At 45.4% G+C, this 22,753-nt stretch carries 18 protein-coding genes; 1 reads left to right on the top strand and 17 read right to left on the bottom strand.

Going from position 1 to position 22,753, the window contains the following annotated elements:
* Positions 1–35 precede the first annotated feature (35 nt).
* The 16 genes from ACHZA2_RS16290 to ACHZA2_RS16215 all read right to left on the bottom strand — a co-directional run bounded on the left by ACHZA2_RS16290 (position 36) and on the right by ACHZA2_RS16215 (position 17,146).
* Complete coding sequence (locus ACHZA2_RS16290) at positions 36–1,742, bottom strand: ATP-binding protein (RefSeq protein ID WP_319580570.1); 1,707 nt, start codon at positions 1,740–1,742, stop codon at positions 36–38.
* A gap of 11 nt (positions 1,743–1,753) precedes the next feature.
* Entirely contained in the window at positions 1,754–3,286 is a 1,533-nt protein-coding gene (locus tag ACHZA2_RS16285) for a PAS domain-containing sensor histidine kinase (RefSeq protein WP_319580569.1), read from the bottom strand.
* A gap of 488 nt (positions 3,287–3,774) precedes the next feature.
* Positions 3,775–4,278 carry a chemotaxis protein CheW gene (locus ACHZA2_RS16280; protein ID WP_319580568.1) on the bottom strand — a complete coding sequence of 168 codons (504 nt, stop codon included), beginning with the start codon at positions 4,276–4,278 and terminating at the stop codon, positions 3,775–3,777.
* Between the two features lie 6 nt (positions 4,279–4,284).
* The gene (locus ACHZA2_RS16275; protein WP_319580567.1) at positions 4,285–6,171 is read right to left on the bottom strand and encodes a PAS domain-containing methyl-accepting chemotaxis protein; all 1,887 of its coding nucleotides are present in this window, start codon (positions 6,169–6,171) and stop codon (positions 4,285–4,287) included.
* 365 nt (positions 6,172–6,536) lie between these two features.
* Entirely contained in the window at positions 6,537–7,289 is a 753-nt protein-coding gene (locus ACHZA2_RS16270) for a class I SAM-dependent methyltransferase (protein ID WP_319580566.1), read from the bottom strand.
* Between the two features lie 163 nt (positions 7,290–7,452).
* Positions 7,453–8,175 carry a type 1 glutamine amidotransferase gene (locus tag ACHZA2_RS16265; protein WP_319580565.1) on the bottom strand — a complete coding sequence of 241 codons (723 nt, stop codon included), beginning with the start codon at positions 8,173–8,175 and terminating at the stop codon, positions 7,453–7,455.
* A gap of 197 nt (positions 8,176–8,372) precedes the next feature.
* The gene (locus tag ACHZA2_RS16260) at positions 8,373–9,011 is read right to left on the bottom strand and encodes a Fe-only nitrogenase accessory AnfO family protein (protein ID WP_319580564.1); all 639 of its coding nucleotides are present in this window, start codon (positions 9,009–9,011) and stop codon (positions 8,373–8,375) included.
* Between the two features lie 9 nt (positions 9,012–9,020).
* Complete coding sequence (locus ACHZA2_RS16255; protein WP_319537857.1) at positions 9,021–9,329, bottom strand: 2Fe-2S ferredoxin; 309 nt, start codon at positions 9,327–9,329, stop codon at positions 9,021–9,023.
* A 36-nt stretch (positions 9,330–9,365) separates the two neighbouring features.
* Positions 9,366–10,739 (bottom strand): nitrogenase component 1, encoded by a 1,374-nt coding sequence (locus ACHZA2_RS16250; RefSeq protein ID WP_319580563.1) that lies wholly within the window; start codon positions 10,737–10,739, stop codon positions 9,366–9,368.
* 2 nt (positions 10,740–10,741) lie between these two features.
* Complete coding sequence (gene nifE / locus ACHZA2_RS16245) at positions 10,742–12,124, bottom strand: nitrogenase iron-molybdenum cofactor biosynthesis protein NifE (RefSeq protein ID WP_319580562.1); 1,383 nt, start codon at positions 12,122–12,124, stop codon at positions 10,742–10,744.
* A 60-nt stretch (positions 12,125–12,184) separates the two neighbouring features.
* Positions 12,185–13,555, bottom strand: a complete 1,371-nt coding sequence (locus tag ACHZA2_RS16240; RefSeq protein WP_319580561.1) for a nitrogenase component 1 — start codon at positions 13,553–13,555, stop codon at positions 12,185–12,187.
* A 13-nt stretch (positions 13,556–13,568) separates the two neighbouring features.
* On the bottom strand, positions 13,569–15,173 hold the full coding sequence (gene nifD / locus ACHZA2_RS16235; RefSeq protein WP_319580560.1) for a nitrogenase molybdenum-iron protein alpha chain: 1,605 nt from the start codon (positions 15,171–15,173) through the stop codon (positions 13,569–13,571).
* A 17-nt stretch (positions 15,174–15,190) separates the two neighbouring features.
* Entirely contained in the window at positions 15,191–15,610 is a 420-nt protein-coding gene (locus ACHZA2_RS16230) for a P-II family nitrogen regulator (RefSeq protein WP_319580559.1), read from the bottom strand.
* 14 nt (positions 15,611–15,624) lie between these two features.
* Complete coding sequence (locus ACHZA2_RS16225) at positions 15,625–15,951, bottom strand: P-II family nitrogen regulator (RefSeq protein ID WP_300035598.1); 327 nt, start codon at positions 15,949–15,951, stop codon at positions 15,625–15,627.
* Positions 15,952–15,971: 20 nt separating this feature from the next.
* Positions 15,972–16,799 carry a nitrogenase iron protein gene (gene nifH / locus ACHZA2_RS16220; protein ID WP_319580558.1) on the bottom strand — a complete coding sequence of 276 codons (828 nt, stop codon included), beginning with the start codon at positions 16,797–16,799 and terminating at the stop codon, positions 15,972–15,974.
* A 179-nt stretch (positions 16,800–16,978) separates the two neighbouring features.
* Positions 16,979–17,146 (bottom strand): hypothetical protein, encoded by a 168-nt coding sequence (locus ACHZA2_RS16215; protein WP_319580557.1) that lies wholly within the window; start codon positions 17,144–17,146, stop codon positions 16,979–16,981.
* 305 nt (positions 17,147–17,451) lie between these two features.
* Here ACHZA2_RS16215 and ACHZA2_RS16210 point away from each other — a divergent pair, with 305 nt between their 5' ends.
* Positions 17,452–22,194 carry a methyl-accepting chemotaxis protein gene (locus ACHZA2_RS16210; RefSeq protein ID WP_394698608.1) on the top strand — a complete coding sequence of 1,581 codons (4,743 nt, stop codon included), beginning with the start codon at positions 17,452–17,454 and terminating at the stop codon, positions 22,192–22,194.
* On the opposite strand, the gene ACHZA2_RS16205 is transcribed toward ACHZA2_RS16210, so the two are convergent.
* Positions 22,180–22,746, bottom strand: a complete 567-nt coding sequence (locus tag ACHZA2_RS16205) for a CheB methylesterase domain-containing protein (protein ID WP_319537866.1) — start codon at positions 22,744–22,746, stop codon at positions 22,180–22,182. The genes ACHZA2_RS16210 and ACHZA2_RS16205 overlap by 15 nt on opposite strands.
* Between the last annotated feature and the right edge of the window lie 7 nt (positions 22,747–22,753).

Here is a 22,753-nt window from a genome sequence, read left to right as displayed (position 1 = left end):
TACCTGGGGCCCCCAACGGGGAACCGTTGGGGTTTTTATGGTATTTCTGGAACGGGTACCAATGGAAGAGTAAGGGTAAATGTTGTTCCCTTCTCTTTTCCTTCACTTGAAGCGATGATATATCCCCGGTGTAAGGCCACTATTCTCTTAACCATAGAAAGGCCAAGACCCTTGTGAACAGGATCACTTCTTGAAGGATCACCGATGGCGAACTCTTCCCAAATATGGTTAATCATATTCGCAGGAATTCCAGACCCTGTATCAATTATCTGAAAAGAACACCACTCCCCTTTTACAACTCCGGTAACTGTAATGGATCCGGAAATCGAGTTAAACTGGATTGCATTGAGTATAAGATTATTAAACAGAGCAGGAGCTTGAGAACGTGATAGTCTGAGTTCAAGATCCCGGGGAATCTGATTTTTCACCTGAATTTGTTTCGCTTCCAATAAGGATGTATGCTGTATAAAAATATCCTCAATAAACTCAAACAAATTACATTTCATATAATCATCAATGTACACCTGACTATTCAGATGTGCATATGAAATTATATCTTCAACCATCTCCCGAAGATATCCTATTCGTATCTCAAAGAGCCGGATTATTTCAAGAAGATGTGCATCTGTAATATACTCTTTTAATAGAGGAATTAATGCAATAACGGGGGTTAATGGTGTACGGAGATCATGGGCCAGATTATTAATAAACAAGTCTTTCTGTTTAAGTAACTGTTCTACCATTCGATTCCGATCCATCACTTCATCATATAATGATCTGACCTCCTGTTTCTGTTTAATCAGATTCCATTCAAGGGTTGTGGTAAAATGAGCCATGTCGTCCCGTGAACTTGTAAGTAATTCATTCGATTCTTCAAGTTTTTTCGCATATCCTTCAAGATCGGTGTGCTTATGTATCAGGTCACTTACATCATGAGCAATACAAACAGTGCCTTTCTTGTGTCCAATTTTCTCATGAAAGGGGATCGTGATTATCTTAAAATATTCCTCAATTTCATCAGATCTCCTATATACAAGTATTGGGTCATGCATATGTGGTTTCTCAATAGAGGTATGTAAATATCCAGATAGTCCTGGAATAATACTATCAACATCCTTTCCTTTGGACTTGTGAAAGGAGACAGAAAATTTCTTTTCCATAGTTTTATTGATATCAATGATGTTGCTTTTGCTATCTACAACTGCAATAAGTTCTGGAACAGAATCAAAAATAGTGCGATACAAATCAACCTGATACATGCAGGATTCAATCGATTTATCCAGTTCGTCAATTTTCCTGATGAAACCGGTTATCTCATATATCCCTGATGAATTTTTACTAACCTGGCCTAACTCATTGACCCATAGATATTTTCCATTAGCATGTCGAAGCCTGTAATCTACATTATATATTTGAAGATTTGACAAGGCAGTTTCAATACTTTTTTTTCTTCGATAGTAATCAGAACGGTGTATCAGAGTATCAAACAGGATCTGATTTTGTGTAAACAACTCAGGAGTATACCCAAGATTATCATGAATTTTGTGATTGATATGTGTAATTATGGTAGATTCAAGATATTGACCCTGGAAACAGATTCCAGGAAGAGAATTAAATAATTTTTCATATTCTGCCCGGTAATTAAGATTTGATGAACAATTGAATTCATTATTCGTATCCAAAATTTGGTTATTGGATAAAGTATTCCCGGAATTTGAATATGAGCACTCAGAAGGTTTCATCAATCATACCATTACTGTAATGTTGATAGAGGACACAACACCAGGGTCTCACTACGGTTCAAAGGTAAGGCGATGGTAAAAGTTGCTCCCGTACCAATTCCATTACTTGTTGCAGTAATCGTTCCCCCATGCATGACCACGATCTGTCTGACTATTGAGAGACCAAGTCCTTTAGAATGGGGATTTTTTCTGGCTGTATCTCCAATTACGAACTCATCCCACATCGTCTCAAGTAAATGATGAGGAATCCCGATTCCGGAATCCGAAATTAAAATTCTGATCACTCCCTTATGAATTTCTCCCTGAATTACAATTGAACCTCGAAAAATGTTATAGGAAACGGCATTTGATACAAGATTTCTAAATATCATAGGTGCCAGGTTTTTCGAAAGAGAAACCGATACTTCAGGAGGGAGAGAGATATCAATATTCAGTTCTTTCTCCTTTATCAGGAAGGAGTTAATTTTTAGGGCATCATCAATTAGGTAATCCACATTAAATAATGAATAATCTTCAATACTGTTTACCTGATTCAGGGTTGCATATTGAATAATTGTATTAACCATATTCTGAAGATTTTCAATACAATTATAGAATAATTGCAGTAATTCTTTTGAATCAGGATCCTGTATACTATCTATAATCAGAGGTAGCATTGCAATAATCGGAGTTAATGGAGTCCTCAGATCATGTGCCAGTTGTGTGATGAATAACTCCTTCTGATTTACCAGTTGTTCAACGAGAAGGTTTTTGTCTTCTATTATTTTTGATAACCGGGTGACATCTTCAACCTGTTTCAATGTTTCCTGTTCAAGAAGGGAATTTGATTCTTCCAGATTCTTTAAAACTCTACCTAATTCATGTAATTTCTGTGTTACCTTCTCAATCGTTTGCAAAAGAGATTCTTCACGGTATTTTTCTATTGATACATCCCGGGATATCAGAATGTATCCTACATGACCTTTATCTGATTGAATAGATGACCTTGATATTGAATAGACCTTCTTTGCAAAATCATCGTAAACCTCTTCCATCTGCCCTGATTTTTGTGTTTTATTGTTATACCCAGGTGAACTACTGAATTTTGCGATATAATGATCAGGTGATTGGTTAATCCTGCCTGTCAGTGACTTATTAACGAATAATATCTGGCTATCAGGAGATACTATTGAGACATAGTCGTCGATCGAATCCAATGCCTGTTTTAATAGGTCTCGTTCTTTTACGACCTCGTGATATGATTTTTCCTGTTCGGTGATATCAATAAGCATGACATCCAGCCACATATCACAAGCATTAGTACACACATTTCCACGTTCAAAAAATGTGTGTACGGTCCCATCCGCATGAAAAAATCCGTATTCAAGTGAGTATGTCTTTTTTGTCCATATAGCATGACGTATTGCCAACTCTCGTTTGGAGAGATCATTTTTTACAATATATTGTTCAAATCCTCCGATCTTTTCTAAATCTTCAGGAGAATGTCCGGAAATGTCTGAAACCTCTGATGAAGATAAAAGAATTCGTGAGGGGAATGTAGTCATAAACCTACAGGATGCTACCGAAAAATAACTCATAGATAACATCTCCACATCAAAATGGACAGGAAGGAAGACGGATTATGTAATGATAGATTAAAAACCCCAACGGTGCCCCGTTGGGGGCCCCAGGTAGGACCGGTGAAAAGGCCTTTTTCATGCAAAATAATATCCGGAGTCATATGTAAACCGTTCAGCAGATCACTCATATTGTTTTTGGAAAATCATTCAGAGAGATTAAAGTTGGTATTAGATAGATAATCATATCAGAATCAGATCCAGATATTTGGCAGAATCATTCCAGGTAACTGATAACTTTGAATGGTAATTATTCATGAATATAGAAATGAATCAAGGGAGATAAAAAATGATTTTAACTGGCGCCTATAGAATTACACAGATTATGAAATCATGATAGATAATAGAGAAAAATGAAGAAACAATCCTGATTTTCAGGAAAGATGGTATCAGATATTTATTAATAATAAGATGAATTATATGGTTGTTACATTATCAAGAAGAGCTTTAATATCAAGCCAGATCACTAACTCCCGTCTTGAATCATTGGTATTATCCAAAGATTTTTTTATAATTCCTAAAATATGTGCATCTTCATCATCCGTATGAGACTGATCAATATCTTTCATTGAAACGGTCATAACCGAAGATACATCATCAACAAGAATACCGGTTTTTATCGCTGTTAAACTGCTATCAAGGACTATCAGCCTAGAATCGGTTTGACTTTCGGTACTGGATTTTTGAATATTTAACAGAGTTTTCAGATCGATTACCGTGGTGATCTCTCCCCTGAGATCAATGATCCCTCTGATATGGGAAGGGGTATGAGGAAGAGGAGTGATTCGCATCGACTCAACGATCTCCCTGACATCGAAAAGGTTAATTGCAAACTTGTTATCTCCAAGTATGAACTCAACAACCTGAATCTCATCATCAGTCGAGTTTTTATCTGGATTTGCCTTTTCAATGGTGTTCATCCGATCTCACACCGTAAACCTTGAAATCTCTGTAGATACTGCCTCAACACTCTGTGACACATCCTGTATTGCCTGTACAATCTGGGCAAGGGCAGCAGATGCTTCTTCAGTCGCTGCAGAAGAATCAACAGCCTGCTGGACGGTATTGCTCAGCAGAGTGGCAACTTCAGTCACGCTGGCAGTAATCTCCTCAACCGATGCTGCCTGTTCTTCGGTAACCGATGCCATATTAGTTACCTTTTGTGAAATATCCTCTATGGATTGTGCAATACTTGTAAACGCGGTGATGGTTTCAGTCAGGGATGCATTTCCTTCCTGAACATTTGTAACAGAACTCTTCACTGCCTCTGCTGCTTTCTGTGATTTTGTCTGAAGATTACTGATCATTTCGGTAATACTTTCAGCAGACTGACGTGACTCCTGTGCCAGTGATTTGACTTCAGCTGCGACAACGGCAAATCCCCGCCCAGCCTCTCCGGCGCGGGCAGCCTCAATCGCAGCATTTAGTGCAAGAAGATTAGTCTGGTTTGCGATATCAGAGATCAGTTTGACAATCTTTCCGATCTGATCCATCTGATTTCTGATATCATTCACGATAGTATCAACCTCTTCTGAGGTCTTGGTGATACCGTCCATAGCCTGTTCAGTATTTTTAGCGAGTTGAATACCAAGTTTGCTTCTATCATCGGCTACACTAGCAAGTTTTGCAACCGATTCGCTATCAATCGCCATATTAGAGACCGTTGTGGACAGATCTTCCATCGCACGAAGGATCTGTCTGACACCTTCTTCACCATGTTCTGTGGTCTCACTCAGTGAATTCGAGGATTGAGCAAGCAAATTAGTTCCGGCAGACACTTCCTCAACACTGGCATTGACCTCTTCAGCACCGGACGCAATATCTACGATCTTTTCCTGGAAAACCCTGAACGGGGTGGTAATAATTGCTAATATCTGATTAATCCCTTTGGATATCTCTAAGAAATCTCCGGAGTACCGTTTCTCATCTGTTCGGGCTGTCAGATCGCCACCCTGTGCCATCTGAATCACCTGTAATATATCGGTTATTGCCTGTTTCTGATCAGTGAGGTCATAATACACTGATAACACATGGGTGACTTTGCCTGTTGTGTCAGTGAGAGGAATATTGTGACGTTCTAATGTCTTGATACCGGTTGAGAACTGAAAAACCGCTTCGCCCTGACTTGGTTTGCCAGTTTTAAATGTATCCGCAACACTTGTGCCGGTCTCTTTCAGATATTTAAAATCTCTGATAGAAATGCGGCCGATATCTTGAGCATTGAATCCCATGAGGTTCTGTGCCACAGCGTTCATTATTGTGACCTTGAGATCAGGATCCCAGACCACCATTGGATATGGATTTTCATCCACAATCGTGTTAGACCTGTTTTTCAGGATCTCGATCTCGTTAAGTTCGGTTTTCAGTTCAGTTACATCATTGTATACTGAAATAATTACCTTGACATCCCCTTTTTCATCGAGAACAGGAATTGTATATCGTATCCAGGTATAAACACCGCTAGGAAACTGAAATGTGGCCTCACCTGTTTTTATTGTCCGATCTCGAATTGTTTCCTGGATTCCATCACCCTTACGGTCGAGATACACGAAGTCAGATATTCTGAGTGAAAGAGTCTTTTCTTTTGAATAGCCAGTAGATTTTATAAATGCATCATTAACGTCGATAACCTTGAGATCAGTATTCCAGATAAGGATGGGATTGGGATTATATCGAAGTATTGATTCATATTTGTTTTTCTCTCTTTTCAGGTCAGTTATCTCATTATTGAGTGATTCCATTTTCTCCTTGAGAACCGCAATATCAGAATTTGAATCAAAGGCCTCGGGTATCTGTGGAGAGTCAGAATTCATATCTACTATAACGGCATGAGTATATAAAAAAGGATTTCTATTGGCGCCAGTGAGAAGCCGCTCATAGGGTCAACTTTAAACTTGTAATATTACAGATTGTCATATATTAGAAGTTGACACATACCTGTAAAAGGATAATTATCGATTCATAATTCTACGTAATAGAACAAGCTAAAAAAAGACATAACGTATTCCATTGAACCAGAAACAAGACCAGTTCTATCAATTAAAACGAGTCAAACATTTGCTTCCCTGTATAACCGGAGAAAACACTGATAATATAATTATTGAGAAGAGTTGGAAGTCAGTATACATTCATTCTTCATGTACCACATAGAAAATGAGAATTATGAATCAAATATGATTCACAATGGTTTTTTCATTATCAGATATGTGTTCCCAAACTCATCAGGGTATTTCTCAAAGATTTTGGTCTGCCTTTTGAGCCCCCCTATTATCATCAGAGCGGTCTCATCATCTGCAAATTCTTCTTCGAGTTCTTTAAACTTCCCCCTCAATGTTCCGTAGAAACTTTCTTCCCATACAGAGGAAGGGAGCCTGAAGGATCCAACCTTCTCAAGCCCGGCTTTTTGGATGATCTCAAATCCTTTCTCCTCGGTCATCATTGTCGGATGGAACTCGGCAAAGAATTTCCGTACCTCATCAGACGGGCTCTCAGTAAACCAGAAAATATCCGAGATCATTATGTATCCGCCCTGTTTCAGGAATTTTTTCCAGTATAAGACGGCTTTTTCAATACCTATGATAGATGAGCACCCTTCAGCCCATATAATATCGAAAGACTCCTCTCCAAAAGGAAGATCGTCCATTGATGCACAGACGGTTTTGATTCTCCCGGAAAAACCTCCGGCTACAATTTTTTCATCTACCGCATCAAGGAAAGGCTGGTAAATATCTGTCGCAACTATTCTGCAGGACGGGCACAAGCGGGCAAGAGCCATCGTCTGTACACCCTTCCCGCACCCGACATCAAGGATCTCACCACCTCCTTTCCGTTGTTCTGCGATAAGAGAGAATGCCTTTCCCGTGTGCTCATCATCCCCTGCCCCCTGTCTGGGAACTGAATCAAAAATCTTAAAAATTGGATGGGTTTCCATAAGTCATTTGATTGTAATGGCCTTATTAAGTTCTCGTCTATTTCGGCTCATCAACACCTGTTCACCCAGGATCGTCTGGTTGTGTTATCAGGAAGTAATTGAGTACTTCTGAAAAAAGGAGAGTCGTATTGGTATAGAAACACCAAGGGCATCGGTGTGGTTTTTATTTTCGAACAAGGCCAGTGAGATAGTACAACAGACCGGATACAAATTCATTTCCGGCAGGGAAGAGTTGAATCCGGGACAGGGTATCATCATGTACCGAACAAAGACCGTCGTTCACCATTTTTTCTCTTGACTGGCTAAGAAACGCTCTGATTGTCGTGCTATCCATCTCGGGGTGAAATTGAAGACCAATCACCCGGGAATCATAGATAAATGCCTGGTTCTGGCATGTATCAGTGGCATACAGATGCACTGCACCAGGTGGGATACTGAACGTATCGTTGTGCCATTGAAAGACAGTAACCTCATCAGGAAAAATATCCAGGCCTGACACTGTAATTTCTTCAGGCAACTGGGTTACATGTTCACGAAGCCGTCTGATAGTATGCCACCCGTATTCGGGAAGATCCGCCCGTGTAACTACTCCACCAAGGACTGATGAGATGAGTTGACCTCCAAGACATACACCGAGAACCGATACTCCGGAATCAATCACAGCCCGGATGAAGATCTTTTCTCGAATAAGCCACGGGTACATTGATTCCTCGTAAATATTCATTGCACCGCCCATGATGATGAGCAGGTCTACCTGATCCGGATCCGGAAGTGGCTCCCCATTATAGAGTCGAATCCGAGTGAGAGGTAAATCATGCTCTGCAAGCCATCTGGCAATGAATACCGGTTCATCGTCATGATCATGTTCGAGTGAATAGATGTGCATGGCACCAAATCCCCAATTTCAGGGTATCAATTTTTTATGAATTTCTGATCATTCATCGTGGTAGACAGAATCAGAACAGGTTCATATGATACCTGTCCAGGAATATAATTCAGAGGAAACGGGAGAGCGTTCCTCTCCCGAAAATATGTGGTGTGGTATGGTATATCCTTGAGTAATCGAGTGGTATAGAACTTTTTTCAGCTACACCCGCAGCTGTCAGCGGGGTTCCTTGTTAATACTAATTTCACCTCACTAGGTCCAAGACGCTCACTCTGCAGTGTAAACCCACAACATGTAGACTCCAGTGGAATCCAGGGGGGTACATGATCGCAGATCACTTCTAATGACTCATACGATCCAGCCCTGATAAACTTCTGAAGCACTTGTTTGCTGCTTACATCAGGTCTCTGCCCTTGGATATCCTTGATGGAAAGGTAATACTTTCCCGGAGAGATCTCCACTGGCACCGGAATATCGGTTGATGCGACTTCCTGTACAGAATCCTGATCCTCTTCTTCCCTCCATACCTGGTTGAGAAACTCATCAGGTCTCTCATGAATCTCCCAGACTCCGCACCGGGCCTTTTCCAGCTCAAAGAAGATGGCTCCGGTTGCTGCTCTCGCAACAAATATCCTGCAGTCGCCAAGAAACGTTACCAGTTCAGCCATCTTTGTTCTGAGCTGGGCAAGTCCCTGGCTGGTATCGAGGGAAAAAGGCATTCGCCTGACCGGTTCCCAGGAGGATAACACTTTTGAGTATACGACAACCTCACCGGGTCCTGTCAGGGTAGTTGTACACCCCTCCTGATCCAGCATTGCTGCAATCTCGGGGATCATAATGTCTCCTCAGATAACCAGTCGCTCCACGACTGTACCGCCCTCGATGTGTGACTCCATGATCTCTTCCACATCATCAGGACCTACCGAGCCATACCAGACATTGTCGGGATAGACAACGACTATCGGACCTTTCTCGCATATCCCGAAACATCCGGTATTGGTGATGAAGACATCACCGCCCAGGTCGCGTTCTTCGATCTCTTCCATGAACTTTGCCATAACATCGACGCCTTCCTTTGTATGACAAAATCCTTTCTGCTGGCCGGTTGGTCGTGAACTGGTGCAGATAAAAATATGGTGTGATGGTTTTTGCATAATAATCTCCTGTGTTTTTTACGAATTCCTGCGGTTTCAGATATGATTGAACATCTCTTCTTTGGTCTTCTCCCGGTATGAGCCGTACTTCTGCTCAAGCAGGGTATTTGTGAACCGGTCCAGAAATGCAAGAGTTCCTGCATATCCGGCAGAGAAGATCCTCTGCCCGCCGATCCGGTCGTGAATCGGATATCCGATCCTGGTCACCGGGATCCCATGTCGTTCGGTCAGGAATTTTCCTCCAGTATGCCCAACTCCGATCGTTGCTCCTGCTGAAACAGCAGCATGCTCAATAGAAGCGAAGTCAGCCTCTTCAATGATCACCGGCTGTTCAAGCAGTTCGGTAAGCATCGGACCGATGAGATTCCCGAGTTTGCTGTGTGGCGATCCGCTTGCAATCACCACCGGCTCGGCACCATTCTCAATGCATGTGCAGGTCAGGGCATAGACCATTTCAGGTTCGCCGTAGATGACCGGTCTGCCCTCAGCATTATATTTGTGTGAATCAGCCATTCCATCCAGGAGCCAGCCACGCTCTAGCGCAAGCTGCCCGGGAACCGGAAGACCGGTATGCGATGATAATGCTGCAATGAACTGGTCCACATTATCGAGCCCAATCGGAATCGGGAGGTTGACAAGTCTGACACTGAACTGCTGCTCCAGGAATAACCCTGGTGATAGTGCATCCGGACAGGTCATACCGAACTGGATCGTAAGCGGAGCTCCGGGCATCCTTGAGATATCAGCAGGACTCGTCCCGCCGGTTGGGATCTTCTGGTAGCTGCCACCGTATGGCCGGTCCAGTGTCATCGAGAAGTCCGGAATCAGGGTATACTCCAGGTTGAAGAATCCAAGGATCCGTTTTATCTCCCTGATATCAGCAGGACTGATGTTGGGAATTATCACGTTTATCCGGCTATGGGATTCGCAGGGACGGGCATAATGGGCTATGACAGCCCGGGTTGCAGCCCAGAATCCTTCCGAATGGGTACCGCCATAACTTGGTGTTGCAACCGACACGATCTCAACATTGAGATCTGGCCGTTCCTGTCTATAGGAACGGATGATCCGGTCCATATCCTCACCCATCGTCTCGGCAAGACAGGTCGTCAGGATCCCGAGCATCGTCGGCTGGTAGACCCGGAGCACGTTGTCCAGTGCCTTCTTCAGATTTTTCTCTCCACCGAGAATGGTCTGTTTCTCGTTCAGTGACGAGGATGCGATATCAACCGGCTCGTGAAAGTGCTCGACATTTGCAAGCCGCATGTACGTGCTGCAACCCTGGGATCCATGCACGAGCACCATTGCTCCCTCGATACCCTTGAAGGCGATGACACCTCCAAGTGGCATACACATGTGGCACTGGTTCTCGTTGACCTCTTTTACCCGGTGGGTACTGACAGTCTGCATGATTATCCCTCCTGTATGCTCTCTTTCAGATGTTTCCAGACAGGTGAACAGGTTGTGATGTACACTTCCTTGGCAAAGGTCACTGCCCCGTCAAACCCGGCAAGACATTTCTTTCGGTCATGATTATGATCCACGAATCCGATGCCGAGTTTGTATGCAAGCACCCGCTCCTTTACGCCACCGGCCATCACATCAACCTTCATATCGAGAAGGAACCTCTCGATCTCTGCCGGGTTGGCATCGTCGACCACGATTGTTCCTTCGCTGAGCAGGCCGCTGATGGTATCATACTCTTCCTGTTTCCCGGTCTGTGTCCCGGTAACGACGACCTCCATCCCGAGATCTTTCATCTGCCTGATCAGGGCGACGGCCTTAAAGGCTCCGCCAACGTATATGGCGGCTCGCTTTCCTGTCAGCTTCGTACGGTACTTCGCAATGAGTGGTTCGATCCTGGCATTTTCCCGTGCAATCAGTGCTTCAGCTTTTCTGCTGATCTCCGGATCACCATAGAATTCTGCAATTCTCCGCAGACTGTCAGCTGTATTCTCTGCCCCGAAGAAGTTCACATCAAGGTAGGGAATTCCGTACTCCTGTTGTAGCCGTTGGGCAACCCAGTGCATCGACCCTGTACACTGAACGATGTTCAGGCATGACCCGGGTGCTTTCTTGAGTGCTGCAACGGTTGAATCGCCGGTGAATGCTACGTTGACTTCGATGCCGATCTCTTTGAGATATTTCTCAATCAGCCACTTCTCTCCTCCCAGGTTATATTCACCCAGGAAGTTGAGTTTACGTGTCTTTTCTACGACCTCACCGAGTTTTGGCCTGATGAGTCGCATGATCGCTTCTGCAGCTGCCCGGTACCCGACGATCTTGTTTCCTGACAGGAATCCGGATGATTCTACAGGAATGATATCGATTCCATACCGCTCGGAAGCATCCTTGCAGACAGCAATGATATCATCGCCGATCATCCCGACCACACAGGTTGAATACACAAACACTGCAGGAGGATGATATTTTGTCACCACTTCATCGATACAGGCAGCCAGTTTTGGTTCGCCACCAAAAACCACGTCCTTTTCTTTCAGGTCTGTGGAAAAACTATGCCTGTACATCTCTGAACTGCTGGAGAGACTTCCCCTGATGTCCCAGGTGTACGTGGCACAGCCGATTGGACCGTGGACCAGGTGAACTGCATCCGTAATCGGATTCAGAACAACCCGTGCTCCGCAGAATACGCAGGCTCTCTGGCTGACCGCTCCGGCCAGGCTGTCGTCTGCGCAATGAATGCGGCTTTTGTTCTTCCCTGTGGTTATGATGGAGTTCTGGCGTTCGCTAATACATCCGGCTCCTGTGGCCGGCAGCGAACAAACATGCTCCATAATATTTCACCGTTTTTAATTGTGGCACTGGAAAGGGATGATCCCTTTCGACCCTGTAGTCTACAGTACCAGTTCGTAATCTTCGTCCAGACAATCACGGTCACGCCGGTCGAGGAGGGCATTACTGATCATCTCTATGAGCCGCAGACATCCTTTGTACCCGGTTATGGGCATCAGCGGATGAACAGCCCGGTCAAGAATCGGGAATCCAACTCTGACGAGTGGAATATCCTCGGCTCTTGCGATATATTTCCCGTATGTGTTTCCGATCAGGAGATCGACCGACTCTTCCTTGATCCACTGGTGCAGTTCGAAGAGATCTCCTTCAGCCTTGACGATGTAGTCTTCGATACCGACTGCTTCAATCATGGCTCCAATCTGTTCTTCAAATGCTTTTCCAGGGGTACCGATTATGACATATTTCGGAATCATTCCCATAGTCAGCACGAACTCAACCATAGGAACCACGATGTCAGGATCCCCGTAGATTGCAACCTTCTTGCCCTGATAGTGGAAGTGAGTATCGATGAGGGTGTCAACAACCTGACCACGTTCAAGAGTCAGGTCATCGGGAACCACTGCATCGAACTTCTCCTTGAGGGTCATGATCAGGTCATCGGTGGCCTTGAGTCCGATCGGAACCTTGAGCGGAACACATGGCACTCCGCATTTCTCCTGAAGTGCAGCTCCTGCTGCATTGGATGACCATGCTCCTATCGCCAGGGTCAGGCGTGAGTTTCCACTGTCCCTGATCTGCTCGATGGTTGCTCCACCTTCCGGGTACATGTCAAATTTCGCGGTGAGCGGGGAGTCGAGCACATTGGTGGTATCAGGGAACATGGTCATATCGACACCGAGACTTGCGGTGATCCGCTTGATCTCCCTCATATCAGAGGGGTTAATAAATCCCGGAATGATATTCACACGTTTCTTTCGGATGGTCTCCTCATCCCGCTCGGCCAGGTAGGTGACCATGGCCTTGACCATATTAGAGAACCCGGTGATATGGGAACCCACGTATGATGGTGTGTTGGCGTGGATTACGACCTTTCCTTCGGGAACTTCTGACTGCTTGATGATCGTCGGAATGTCATCACCGATGGTCTCACTGAGACAGGTGGTATGCACTGCGATAATATCAGGCTTATAGATCTCAAACACGTTCTTTATTGCAGTCTTCAGATTCGCTGCTCCGCCGAACACCGAGGCTCCTTCGGTAAAGGAACTTGTGGATGCAAGTACCGGGTCACGGAAGTGACGTGAGAGATGCATCCGGTGGTAGGCACAGCAGCCCTGGGATCCATGACTGTGGGGAAGGCACCGGTGAATTCCGAGTGCCGCATACATTGCGCCGATAGGCTGGCAGGTTTTGACCGGGTTTATCTTCCCGATCGTATGAGCTACCTCGCCCTCAGGCATACATTCGAGCATTTATATCACTCCTTTATTGGGTCTGTTTCTCCCAGGGGGCAGTAACCAGTTTCCATGCCGGAGTAGTCATGGCGTTGGTAATGTCGCGTGCAAAGTTCATTGCACCATTGAATCCGGCATATGGTCCACTGTAGTCGTATGAGTGCATCTGTTTTGCAGGCACTCCGAGTTTTTGTACGAAATACTTGTCCCTGACACCTGCAAAGACGAGGTCCGGACGAAGGGTACGAACCATCTTCTCAAGTTCATGATGATTGCAGTCATCTATCATGACCTCGCCGTCTTTCATGTCTGGTTGCATGCCTTCATAGAAACTGAGGGGAACTTTTTTGTTCAACTCATCAAATTTCTCTTTTGACATGTTCAGGTGAATGTGAGCTTCCTGGAATTTTTCTTCGTCAGGGCTTAAATGCAGTTCAGGAATATTCTTTGAGTCTGCATCCGTTTTGATTGACGGAATAACCTGGCGTCCTTCGTAATCATCCCGGTGGGCAAACTCATACCCTGCTACAACCACTTCCATACCAAGATCCCTGAGGAGATGCATGTAGTGGTGACTTCGTGAGCCTCCGACAAAGGCGAACGCAGTCTTGCCCTGGCATATCTTACGGTAGTGTTCGATGACCGGCATGATTCTTGCTTCCTCACGGGCGATTACCTCTTCAGTCTTTTTGATCAGTACTTCATCGCCAAAGCAGAGGGCCATCTCACGAAGGCTCTTTTTGGTTGCTTCAACTCCTATAAAGTTCACTTTGAGCCATGGAGTTCCGTACTTGGTCTCCATCATTTCAGCGATGTAGTTGATCGACCGGTGACACTGGACAAGGTTCAGATGAGCCTGATGAAGATTCTTGATCTCAAGAATACTGGTGTCTCCTGTAAGGACACAGTTGACTTTGTACCCAATATCTCCAAGGATCCTCTCTATCTCCCATCCGTCTCCACCAATATTGTACTCACCAAGGATGTTGATCACGTACTTGTCACTTGGATCCCGATCCGGACCGGTACCGATAACATGCTCCATCAGGTTATTGTTGGCAATATGGTGACCTGCAGACTGGCTGACACCCTTGTAGCCTTCACAATTGAAGGACAGCACCTGAATGCCATGCCGTTCCTGGGCAGCTTTTGCCACTGCACCAATATCATCACCGATAAGACCGACCGGGCAGGTTGCACAGATCGAGACTGCACGTGGATGAAATGCCTCAACAACCTCGTCGATCATCTTGGCCAGTTTTTTCTCACCACCAAAGACGATATCGCTCTCCTGCATGTCAGTTGTGAAACACAGGGTCGAGAAGATCTGATCTGCCGGTGTATTGTCATCGGCACGGGCCTTGTTTCGACGTGTTCCCCATGCGTAATAGGAGCAGCCGACCGGACCGTGCACGATATGAACCATATCCTTGATTGGTCCGACAACCACACCTTTGCATCCGGCATAGGCACAACCACGCTGGGAGATGATACCCGGAATAGTCCGGGTATTAGCCTCAATCTGCTGACAGGCCTGATTTGTATCGACGATGGTGATATGCTTCTTCCGGTTTTTGAGAACCTTCTCCGGATATTTTTCCAGCATATCCCCCATCATATCTTCGCTCATTGACATCTACATCAAATCCTGTATTACCAGATTGCTGCTTCTCCGGCTTCTCCGGTTCTCACACGTACTGCATCGGCAATAGGCATCACGAAGATTGCTCCGTCACCAACCGCGTTATCGGTCTTATTCGCCTTCGTGATGGCCTCGATGATACGGGGAACGTCATCATCGTGAGCAAGGATGGTAAAGAGCCTTCGGGGGAATAACCTGGATCCGTCAAGGAAACTGGTTACCTGCCGCTCGGCTTCTTCTACATCGATACTCTCGTGCACTGCCATCTCAAGTAACTTGTTCTTCCGCTCCTGGATGATCGCCAGATCTTCTACAGGTTTTCCCCTGCCAAGAACCTTAATCGCAGTAAATCCTGCGACTCCGGCTTCAATTAATGCCGTTTTTGTAGCATTCGTCTTATTCATCCTGACGACTGCCATGATCTCTTTCATGAGATGCCTCGCCTTCAGAGACCTCGGCCGCCCCGGGAGATCGTGTAAACCTCTTCGAGTGGCGTGATGAAGATCTTACCATCACCAAATGTTCCGTCTTCGCCGGTCCGGGCCGTCTTGAGGATCACATCGATGATATTTTCCCGTTCTTCATCGTGTATTGCAACCATGATGAGGATTTTTGGAATCTCATCGTAGAGCATTCCACCCATTTTGATACCTTTCTGTTTTCCTCTTCCGACTACATCTACTACCGTTGCTGCTGGAAATCCAGCTTTTGACAGGGATGCAAGTACTTCGTCTTTCTTTTCAGGTCTGACTATAGCTCTGATAAGTAACATGGTTGTCTCCTCCTGCCACCTTACAGTAATGCATCCAGGAATCCATGCTGCATCATCAATTCTTCCAGTCTGTCCTGGGTCATTGGTTTTGGTTTGACGAACATCTTGTTCGAGTCAATGGCCTGGGCGAGATTCTTATACTCCTGTGCCTGACCTGATTCTGGATCGAAATCTATGACCGTTTTCTTGTTAATTTCTGCCCGTTGAACAAGGTTATCACGGGGGACAAAGTAGATCAACTGGGATCCAAGTTCTTCTGCAAATGCCTTGAGCAGAGGTAACTCGTTGTCGACCTTTCTGCTGTTACAGATGATGCCCCCTAGCCGGACTTTTCCGTTTTCTGCGTATTTCTGAATACCTTTGGCAATGTTGTTAGCTGCATACAGAGCCATCAGTTCTCCGGATGCGACGATGTAAATCTCCTCTGCCTTTCCTTCACGGATAGGCATTGCGAATCCTCCGCAAACCACATCGCCGAGCACATCATAGAAGACATAATCGAGATCCGGCGTGTATGCTCCGAGTGATTCCAGCAGGTTGATAGACGTAATAATTCCACGACCTGCACATCCTACTCCTGGCTCCGGGCCCCCTGACTCGACACAAAGAACATCTTTATATCCTGGTTTCAGGATTGCATCAAGCTCGATATCATCGCCCTCATCACGAAGGGTATCAAGCACAGTCTTCTGACAAAGACCGTGAAGAAGCAGACGGGTAGAGTCTGCTTTCGGGTCACAGCCGACGACCATGATCTTTTTTCCCGCTGCAGCGAGTGCTCCGACGGTGTTCTGTGTAGTTGTGGATTTTCCGATTCCACCCTTTCCGTAAATTGCTACTTGTCTCATCTTATTCCCTCGATTTTTTATTTTTACGTTACTATCCGCTATTCAATACAAAAGAGAGGCTTACGACAGATTTTGTGCCTCTCTTCCTTCACCCAACTCCCGGTTCAGGACCGCTGGCTCTGATAAAACCTTCAGATTTTATCAGGCGTGATGGTATCCGGTTATTCAGAATTCCTGAATTACCGGACAGATGCCGTGGTCTTTCCGCCCGGAAGTAGGCAGGAAACATGCCTGTAATGGGTGACACAATTCTGTCCTGACAACCTGTCAGACCGGACCCCGGTTTGAGCAGGCACAGAGGACCTGATTGAGACACCCAGTTTTTCACTCGTCATTCCATACTTCATCGATCTACCTCCAAGGTAGTTGATCATACGTATGTTTGATCAATATAAATACATTTTGGAAAACTGCTTCTTTCCACCATATTTAAAATTAACTTATTTGATCGCAATGAACAATTTTTTTGTAGGTTATACCAACGACTCTCAACAGTCCCTTTAAATATATGAGATGACATAATCCTGACACAATCACGTTACATTCTTTAAACGTGCTGTCTGTAACGGAGTGATTTGTGATGGGGCCACAAGATACATCTCCAGAAGGAGAAAGTCAGAATTCTAATCGTATTTATGAAGAGATTTCTAAGTTGCTTGAGTTTCAAAGATCCGGACTTTCTGATGCCCGAATCGATGTTACCCGTTTTTCAGGTAATGAGTTAAGCATAGTAAACCTGGTTAATCAGCTTGCTGATCTGTTTGTACAGGAAGAGAAGGGAATATCAGATGCAGTGGGCTCAATTCTTGATGGTTCGTTTCATTCTGATATCCCCCGTCTCCCTGGAAGCAGAGGTATAGTTACAGACAAACTTACAAAAATATGTGAAAACCTCTCTCTGATGCAGACCGACATCACAAGATTTTCTGATGGCTGTATTGCAGGTGATCTGTCAGCACGAATAGATCCTACACGTTACCAGGGTGGATTTAAAGAGATGATAGAATCCCTGGACTCAGGATTTAATAATATCAGTGTGCCGATCCGGATTGCAGCAGCTGCTTTTTCTGATTTTGCTGACGGGAAAGTTCCGGATCTCATTTCTGCTGACAAATATTCTGGAGACATCGGAAGTATTCTCAAGGATATAAACCGGGTTATTGATGTTTCAAAGATGCGTGGTGCTGATATCACCATGCTCATCAGTGCTGCCGTAGAAGGGAAACTCGATGCACGTGCCGATGCCACAAAATATCCCGGTTATCACGGAAAGATCCTGGAAGGGATAAACAAAATTCTTGATGCCTATATCGGACCCATCAATGTTTCAGCAGAATACATAGACAGGATCAGCAAGGGAGATCTCCCACCACGGATCACTGAAGCATACCGGGGAGACTTCAATGAGATCAAGAATAATCTCAATGCTCTCATCGATATCGTTCATATGCGTAATGAAGACATCAAGATGCTCATCAATTCAGGAATTGACGGGCGTCTGGATGTTCGTGCCGAATCAAAGAAGTATCCTGGTGAGAACGGAAAGATGATCGAAGGCATCAATCACATGCTCGATGCCTATATCGGACCCATCAACGTCTCAGCAGAGTATATAGACAGGATCAGCAAGGGGGACATTCCGCCAAAGATCACCGAGTCGTACCGTGGAGACTTTAACGAGATCAAGAATAACCTCAATAATCTCATTGATGTAACCAACCTGCGAAACGATGATATTAAAACCCTCATCGATGCTGCAACTGCAGGTAAACTGGACTTCAGAGCAGATGCCAGGAAGTACTCAGGCGAAAACGGGAAGATGATTGAGGGCATCAACGAGATGCTTGATGCCTATATCGGACCGATTAACGTCTCCGCAGAATATATAGACAGGATCAGTAAAGGTGATCTTCCGCCGAAGATCACCGAAGATTACCGGGGAGACTTCAATGAGATCAAGAACAATCTCAACACCCTCATTGATGTCATCCATCTGCGAAATGACGACATATCGCTCCTTGCCACAGCAGCCCAGGAAGGACGTCTTGACTTCAGGGCAGACATCTCTAAGTACACCGGATATCACGGCGGACTCATCGAGAGGATAAACAAGATACTTGATTCCTACCTCGGGCCTATCAACGTCTCAGCAGAGTATATTGACCGTGTCAGCAAGGGAGACATTCCACCAAAGATCGCTGATGACTACCGGGGAGACTTCAATGAGATCAAGAACAATCTCAATGCTCTCATCGATATTATTCACATGAGAAATACCGACATCAAGATGCTCATTGATGCAGCGATCGACGGGAAACTTGATGTCAGGGCAGACTCGGCAAAGTATCCGGGAGAGAACGGGAAGATGATAGATGGCATCAATCACATGCTTGATGCATACATCGGACCGATTAATGTCTCGGCTGAATACATTGACAGAATTAGCAAAGGAGACATTCCGCCACGGATAACCGAGGACTACCATGGGGACTTCAACGAGATCAAGAACAATCTAAACGCCCTCATGGATGTTATCCATATGAGAAATGCAGACATCAAGGCACTCATTGATGCTGCAATCGATGGGAAGCTCGATGTAAGGGCAGACTCATCAAAATACCCGGGAGAGAACGGGAAGATGATAGATGGCATCAATCACATGCTTGATGCATACATCGGACCGATTAACGTCTCGGCTGAATACATTGACAGAATTAGCAAAGGAGACATTCCGCCACGGATAACCGAGGACTACCATGGGGACTTCAACGAGATCAAGAACAATCTAAACGCCCTCATGGATGTTATCCATATGAGAAATGCAGACATCAAGGCACTCATTGATGCTGCGATCGATGGCAAACTCGATGTAAGAGCAGACTCATCAAAATATCCGGGAGAGAACGGGAAGATGATAGATGGCATCAATCACATGCTTGATGCATACATCGGACCGATTAACGTATCAGCTGAATATATTGACAGAATCAGCAAGGGTGACATTCCGCCACGGATAACCGAGGACTACCATGGGGACTTCAACGAGATTAAGAACAATCTAAACGCCCTCATGGATGTTATCCATATGAGAAATGCAGACATCACGGCACTCATTGATGCAGCAATAGATGGGAAACTCGATGTAAGGGCAGACTCATTAAAATATCCGGGCGAGAACGGGAAGATGATAGATGGCATCAATCACATGCTTGATGCATACATCGGACCCATCAATGTCTCAGCTGAATACATTGACAGAATTAGCAAAGGAGACATCCCGCCACGGATAACCGAGGACTACCATGGGGACTTCAACGAGATCAAGAACAATCTAAACGCCCTCATGGATGTTATCCATATGAGAAATGCAGACATCAAGGCACTCATTGATGCTGCAATTGATGGCAAACTCGATGTAAGAGCAGACTCATCAAAATACCCGGGAGAGAACGGGAAGATGATAGATGGTATCAATCACATGCTTGATGCATACATCGGACCCATCAATGTCTCAGCTGAATACATAGACAGAATAAGCAAAGGAGACATCCCGCCACGGATAACCGAGGACTACCACGGCGACTTCAACGAGATCAAGAACAACCTCAATGCCCTCATGGACGTTGTCCATATGAGAAACAAGGACATCGAGATGCTCATTGATGCTGCACTCGACGGGAAGCTTGATGTCAGGGCAGACTCGGCAAAATACCCGGGAGAGAACGGGAAGATGATAGATGGTATCAATCACATGCTTGATGCATACATCGGACCCATCAATGTCTCAGCTGAATACATAGACAGAATCAGCAAGGGAGACATTCCACCAAAGATCACCGAGGATTACCGGGGAGACTTCAACGAGATCAAGAACAATCTCAATGCACTCATCGACGTCATCCATATGCGTAATGCTGACATCAAGATGCTCATTCAGGCAGCCATCGATGGGAAACTCGATGTAAGAGCAGACGCATCAAAGTATCCGGGCGAGAACGGAAAGATGCTGCTCGGCATCAATCAGATGCTCGATGCCTACATCACCCCGTTAAACCTTGCTGCCGAGTACATCGACCGGATCAGCAAGGGAGATCTGCCACCTGTCATCACTGATGAGTACAGGGGAGACTTCAACGAGATCAAGAACAATCTCAACCAGTGTATCAATGCCATCAACCTGCTCATCGATGATGCAAACCTCCTCTCTGGTGCTGCAGTGAAAGGAGATCTCGAAGTCCGAGCTGATCCGCTCAGACACCAGGGAGACTTTGCCAGGGTCGTCACCGGTATGAACCAGACCTTTGAGGAGGTCGTCAATCCACTCAGAGAAGGAATGCGGGTATCAGACCAGTATTCAAGATGCAATTTTGCTGAGATCTTTGATACAAAAGTTCGTGCTGAAGGCGACTTCTCCTTATTCAAAGAATCACTGGATCACATAGGAGTTGAGATCTCCAGCACCGTTGCAACCCTCAAGAAAGAGGTGGACAACCTCTCCCATCATGCAGCAACAGCCCAGTTCGGTGTCGAGGATGTCAGCAGGGGAGCAAAGGAGATCTCACAGAACGCAGAAGAGACATCCGCAAACGCTGCAAAATCAGAGGATGGAATTGATCAGGTACTTCGGGCCATGTCAGACCTCACCGTGATGGTCAGCGAGATATCAGGAAATGCAGATTCGGTTGCACGCCTCAGCGAGGACGCAAACAACCTTGCAAAGAAAGGTACTGAGCATGCAGAGAATGCTGACAAGGGAATGGAGAGTATCACCCGTTCATCCTCTGAAGTCGAATCTATCATCACCGAGATCAGAAGCGAGATGAACCAGATCAGAAAGATCGTCAACATCATCACTGATCTTGCAAATCAGACAAATCTCCTTGCCCTCAATGCAGCCATTGAGGCTGCACGTGCAGGTGATGCAGGAAGAGGCTTTGCAGTGGTTGCATCAGAGGTCAAGTCGCTTGCACAGGAGTCACGGACCTCGGCAGAGTCGATCGCAGACATGATCCAGGGCCTTGAACGAAAATCTGACAATGCCGCAATAGCAATTGAGGCAGCTGGAAAAGCGGTTCTGGATGGCAACCGGGCACTGAACGATACCCTCAATGTCTTCACCCAGTTGACCGATTCAGTTGATACCATCAACCAGAAAATGGTGACAATCGCACGGGCAACCGAGCAGCAGGCAGCATCGTTTGAAGAGATCACCGCAAGTGCCAACGAGATGAGTATCCTGGTAAAGAAGACGGCTGATGACGCAACTCATTCATCGGCAACAAGTGAGGAGGCCCTTGCAGTTGTATCCCAGATCACAGAGATCATCGACCTGATCAACGAGGCAGTCGCCAATATGCACAAAGAGATGGAAGTGTTTACCCTACGGAATGCCTGATTTTGAGAACTCAATCATCAGGTTTTTGAGTTCTTCCGGTGGCAGAGTATAATCCACCTTTTCTGTTTTTAACGCTGCTTCAGGCATACTCCTGATGGTACAGCTTGCTGGATCCTGAACAGCGGTCATTCCACCGATCTTTTTGATATGAGCAAGGCCTTCTGCCCCGTCGGACCCCATGCCTGAAAGGATTATTCCGAGAATCGAGTGCCTGAGATCCCGTTTCAGGCCGAGCATGGTAACATCGACAGACGGCCGGACAAAGTTCACCTTTTCGTCACTGGTCAGGCGGACCTGCTCATAATTGTCAAGAACAAGATGCTGATCTCCTGGTGCAATAAAGACCGAACCGGTCGAGATCGGCTGATGATCTTCTGCAATATAAACAGTATTGGCTGTCAGCTGACTGAGCCGTTTTGCCAGCCTGTTCGCAGTAGATACCGGCATGTGCTGAATAAGAATGATTGCTGCAGATACCTGCGGGAGATCTGCAAAGAGATCAAACAATATCCTCGGTCCACCGGTAGAAGACCCGATTATTATGAATTTCATGTATGTC

This window comes from uncultured Methanospirillum sp. (assembly GCF_963668415.2).
Lineage (GTDB): Archaea > Halobacteriota > Methanomicrobia > Methanomicrobiales > Methanospirillaceae > Methanospirillum.
Note: the sequence above shows the minus strand (reverse complement) of the source record. Positions and strands in the feature narration are given on the sequence as shown.

Bases quoted from the DNA above. Each gene is read 5' to 3' on its own strand.
- ACHZA2_RS16290 (WP_319580570.1), bottom strand. From the start codon at position 1,742: ATGAAACCTTCTGAGTGCTCATATTCAAATTCCGGGAATACTTTATCC.
- ACHZA2_RS16285 (WP_319580569.1), bottom strand. From the start codon at position 3,286: ATGACTACATTCCCCTCACGAATTCTTTTATCTTCATCAGAGGTTTCA.
- ACHZA2_RS16280 (WP_319580568.1), bottom strand. From the start codon at position 4,278: ATGAACACCATTGAAAAGGCAAATCCAGATAAAAACTCGACTGATGAT.
- ACHZA2_RS16275 (WP_319580567.1), bottom strand. From the start codon at position 6,171: ATGAATTCTGACTCTCCACAGATACCCGAGGCCTTTGATTCAAATTCT.
- ACHZA2_RS16270 (WP_319580566.1), bottom strand. From the start codon at position 7,289: ATGGAAACCCATCCAATTTTTAAGATTTTTGATTCAGTTCCCAGACAG.
- ACHZA2_RS16265 (WP_319580565.1), bottom strand. From the start codon at position 8,175: ATGCACATCTATTCACTCGAACATGATCATGACGATGAACCGGTATTC.
- ACHZA2_RS16260 (WP_319580564.1), bottom strand. From the start codon at position 9,011: ATGATCCCCGAGATTGCAGCAATGCTGGATCAGGAGGGGTGTACAACT.
- ACHZA2_RS16255 (WP_319537857.1), bottom strand. From the start codon at position 9,329: ATGCAAAAACCATCACACCATATTTTTATCTGCACCAGTTCACGACCA.
- ACHZA2_RS16250 (WP_319580563.1), bottom strand. From the start codon at position 10,739: ATGCAGACTGTCAGTACCCACCGGGTAAAAGAGGTCAACGAGAACCAG.
- nifE (WP_319580562.1), bottom strand. From the start codon at position 12,124: ATGGAGCATGTTTGTTCGCTGCCGGCCACAGGAGCCGGATGTATTAGC.
- ACHZA2_RS16240 (WP_319580561.1), bottom strand. From the start codon at position 13,555: ATGCTCGAATGTATGCCTGAGGGCGAGGTAGCTCATACGATCGGGAAG.
- nifD (WP_319580560.1), bottom strand. From the start codon at position 15,173: ATGTCAATGAGCGAAGATATGATGGGGGATATGCTGGAAAAATATCCG.
- ACHZA2_RS16230 (WP_319580559.1), bottom strand. From the start codon at position 15,610: ATGAAAGAGATCATGGCAGTCGTCAGGATGAATAAGACGAATGCTACA.
- ACHZA2_RS16225 (WP_300035598.1), bottom strand. From the start codon at position 15,951: ATGTTACTTATCAGAGCTATAGTCAGACCTGAAAAGAAAGACGAAGTA.
- nifH (WP_319580558.1), bottom strand. From the start codon at position 16,799: ATGAGACAAGTAGCAATTTACGGAAAGGGTGGAATCGGAAAATCCACA.
- ACHZA2_RS16215 (WP_319580557.1), bottom strand. From the start codon at position 17,146: ATGAAGTATGGAATGACGAGTGAAAAACTGGGTGTCTCAATCAGGTCC.
- ACHZA2_RS16205 (WP_319537866.1), bottom strand. From the start codon at position 22,746: ATGAAATTCATAATAATCGGGTCTTCTACCGGTGGACCGAGGATATTG.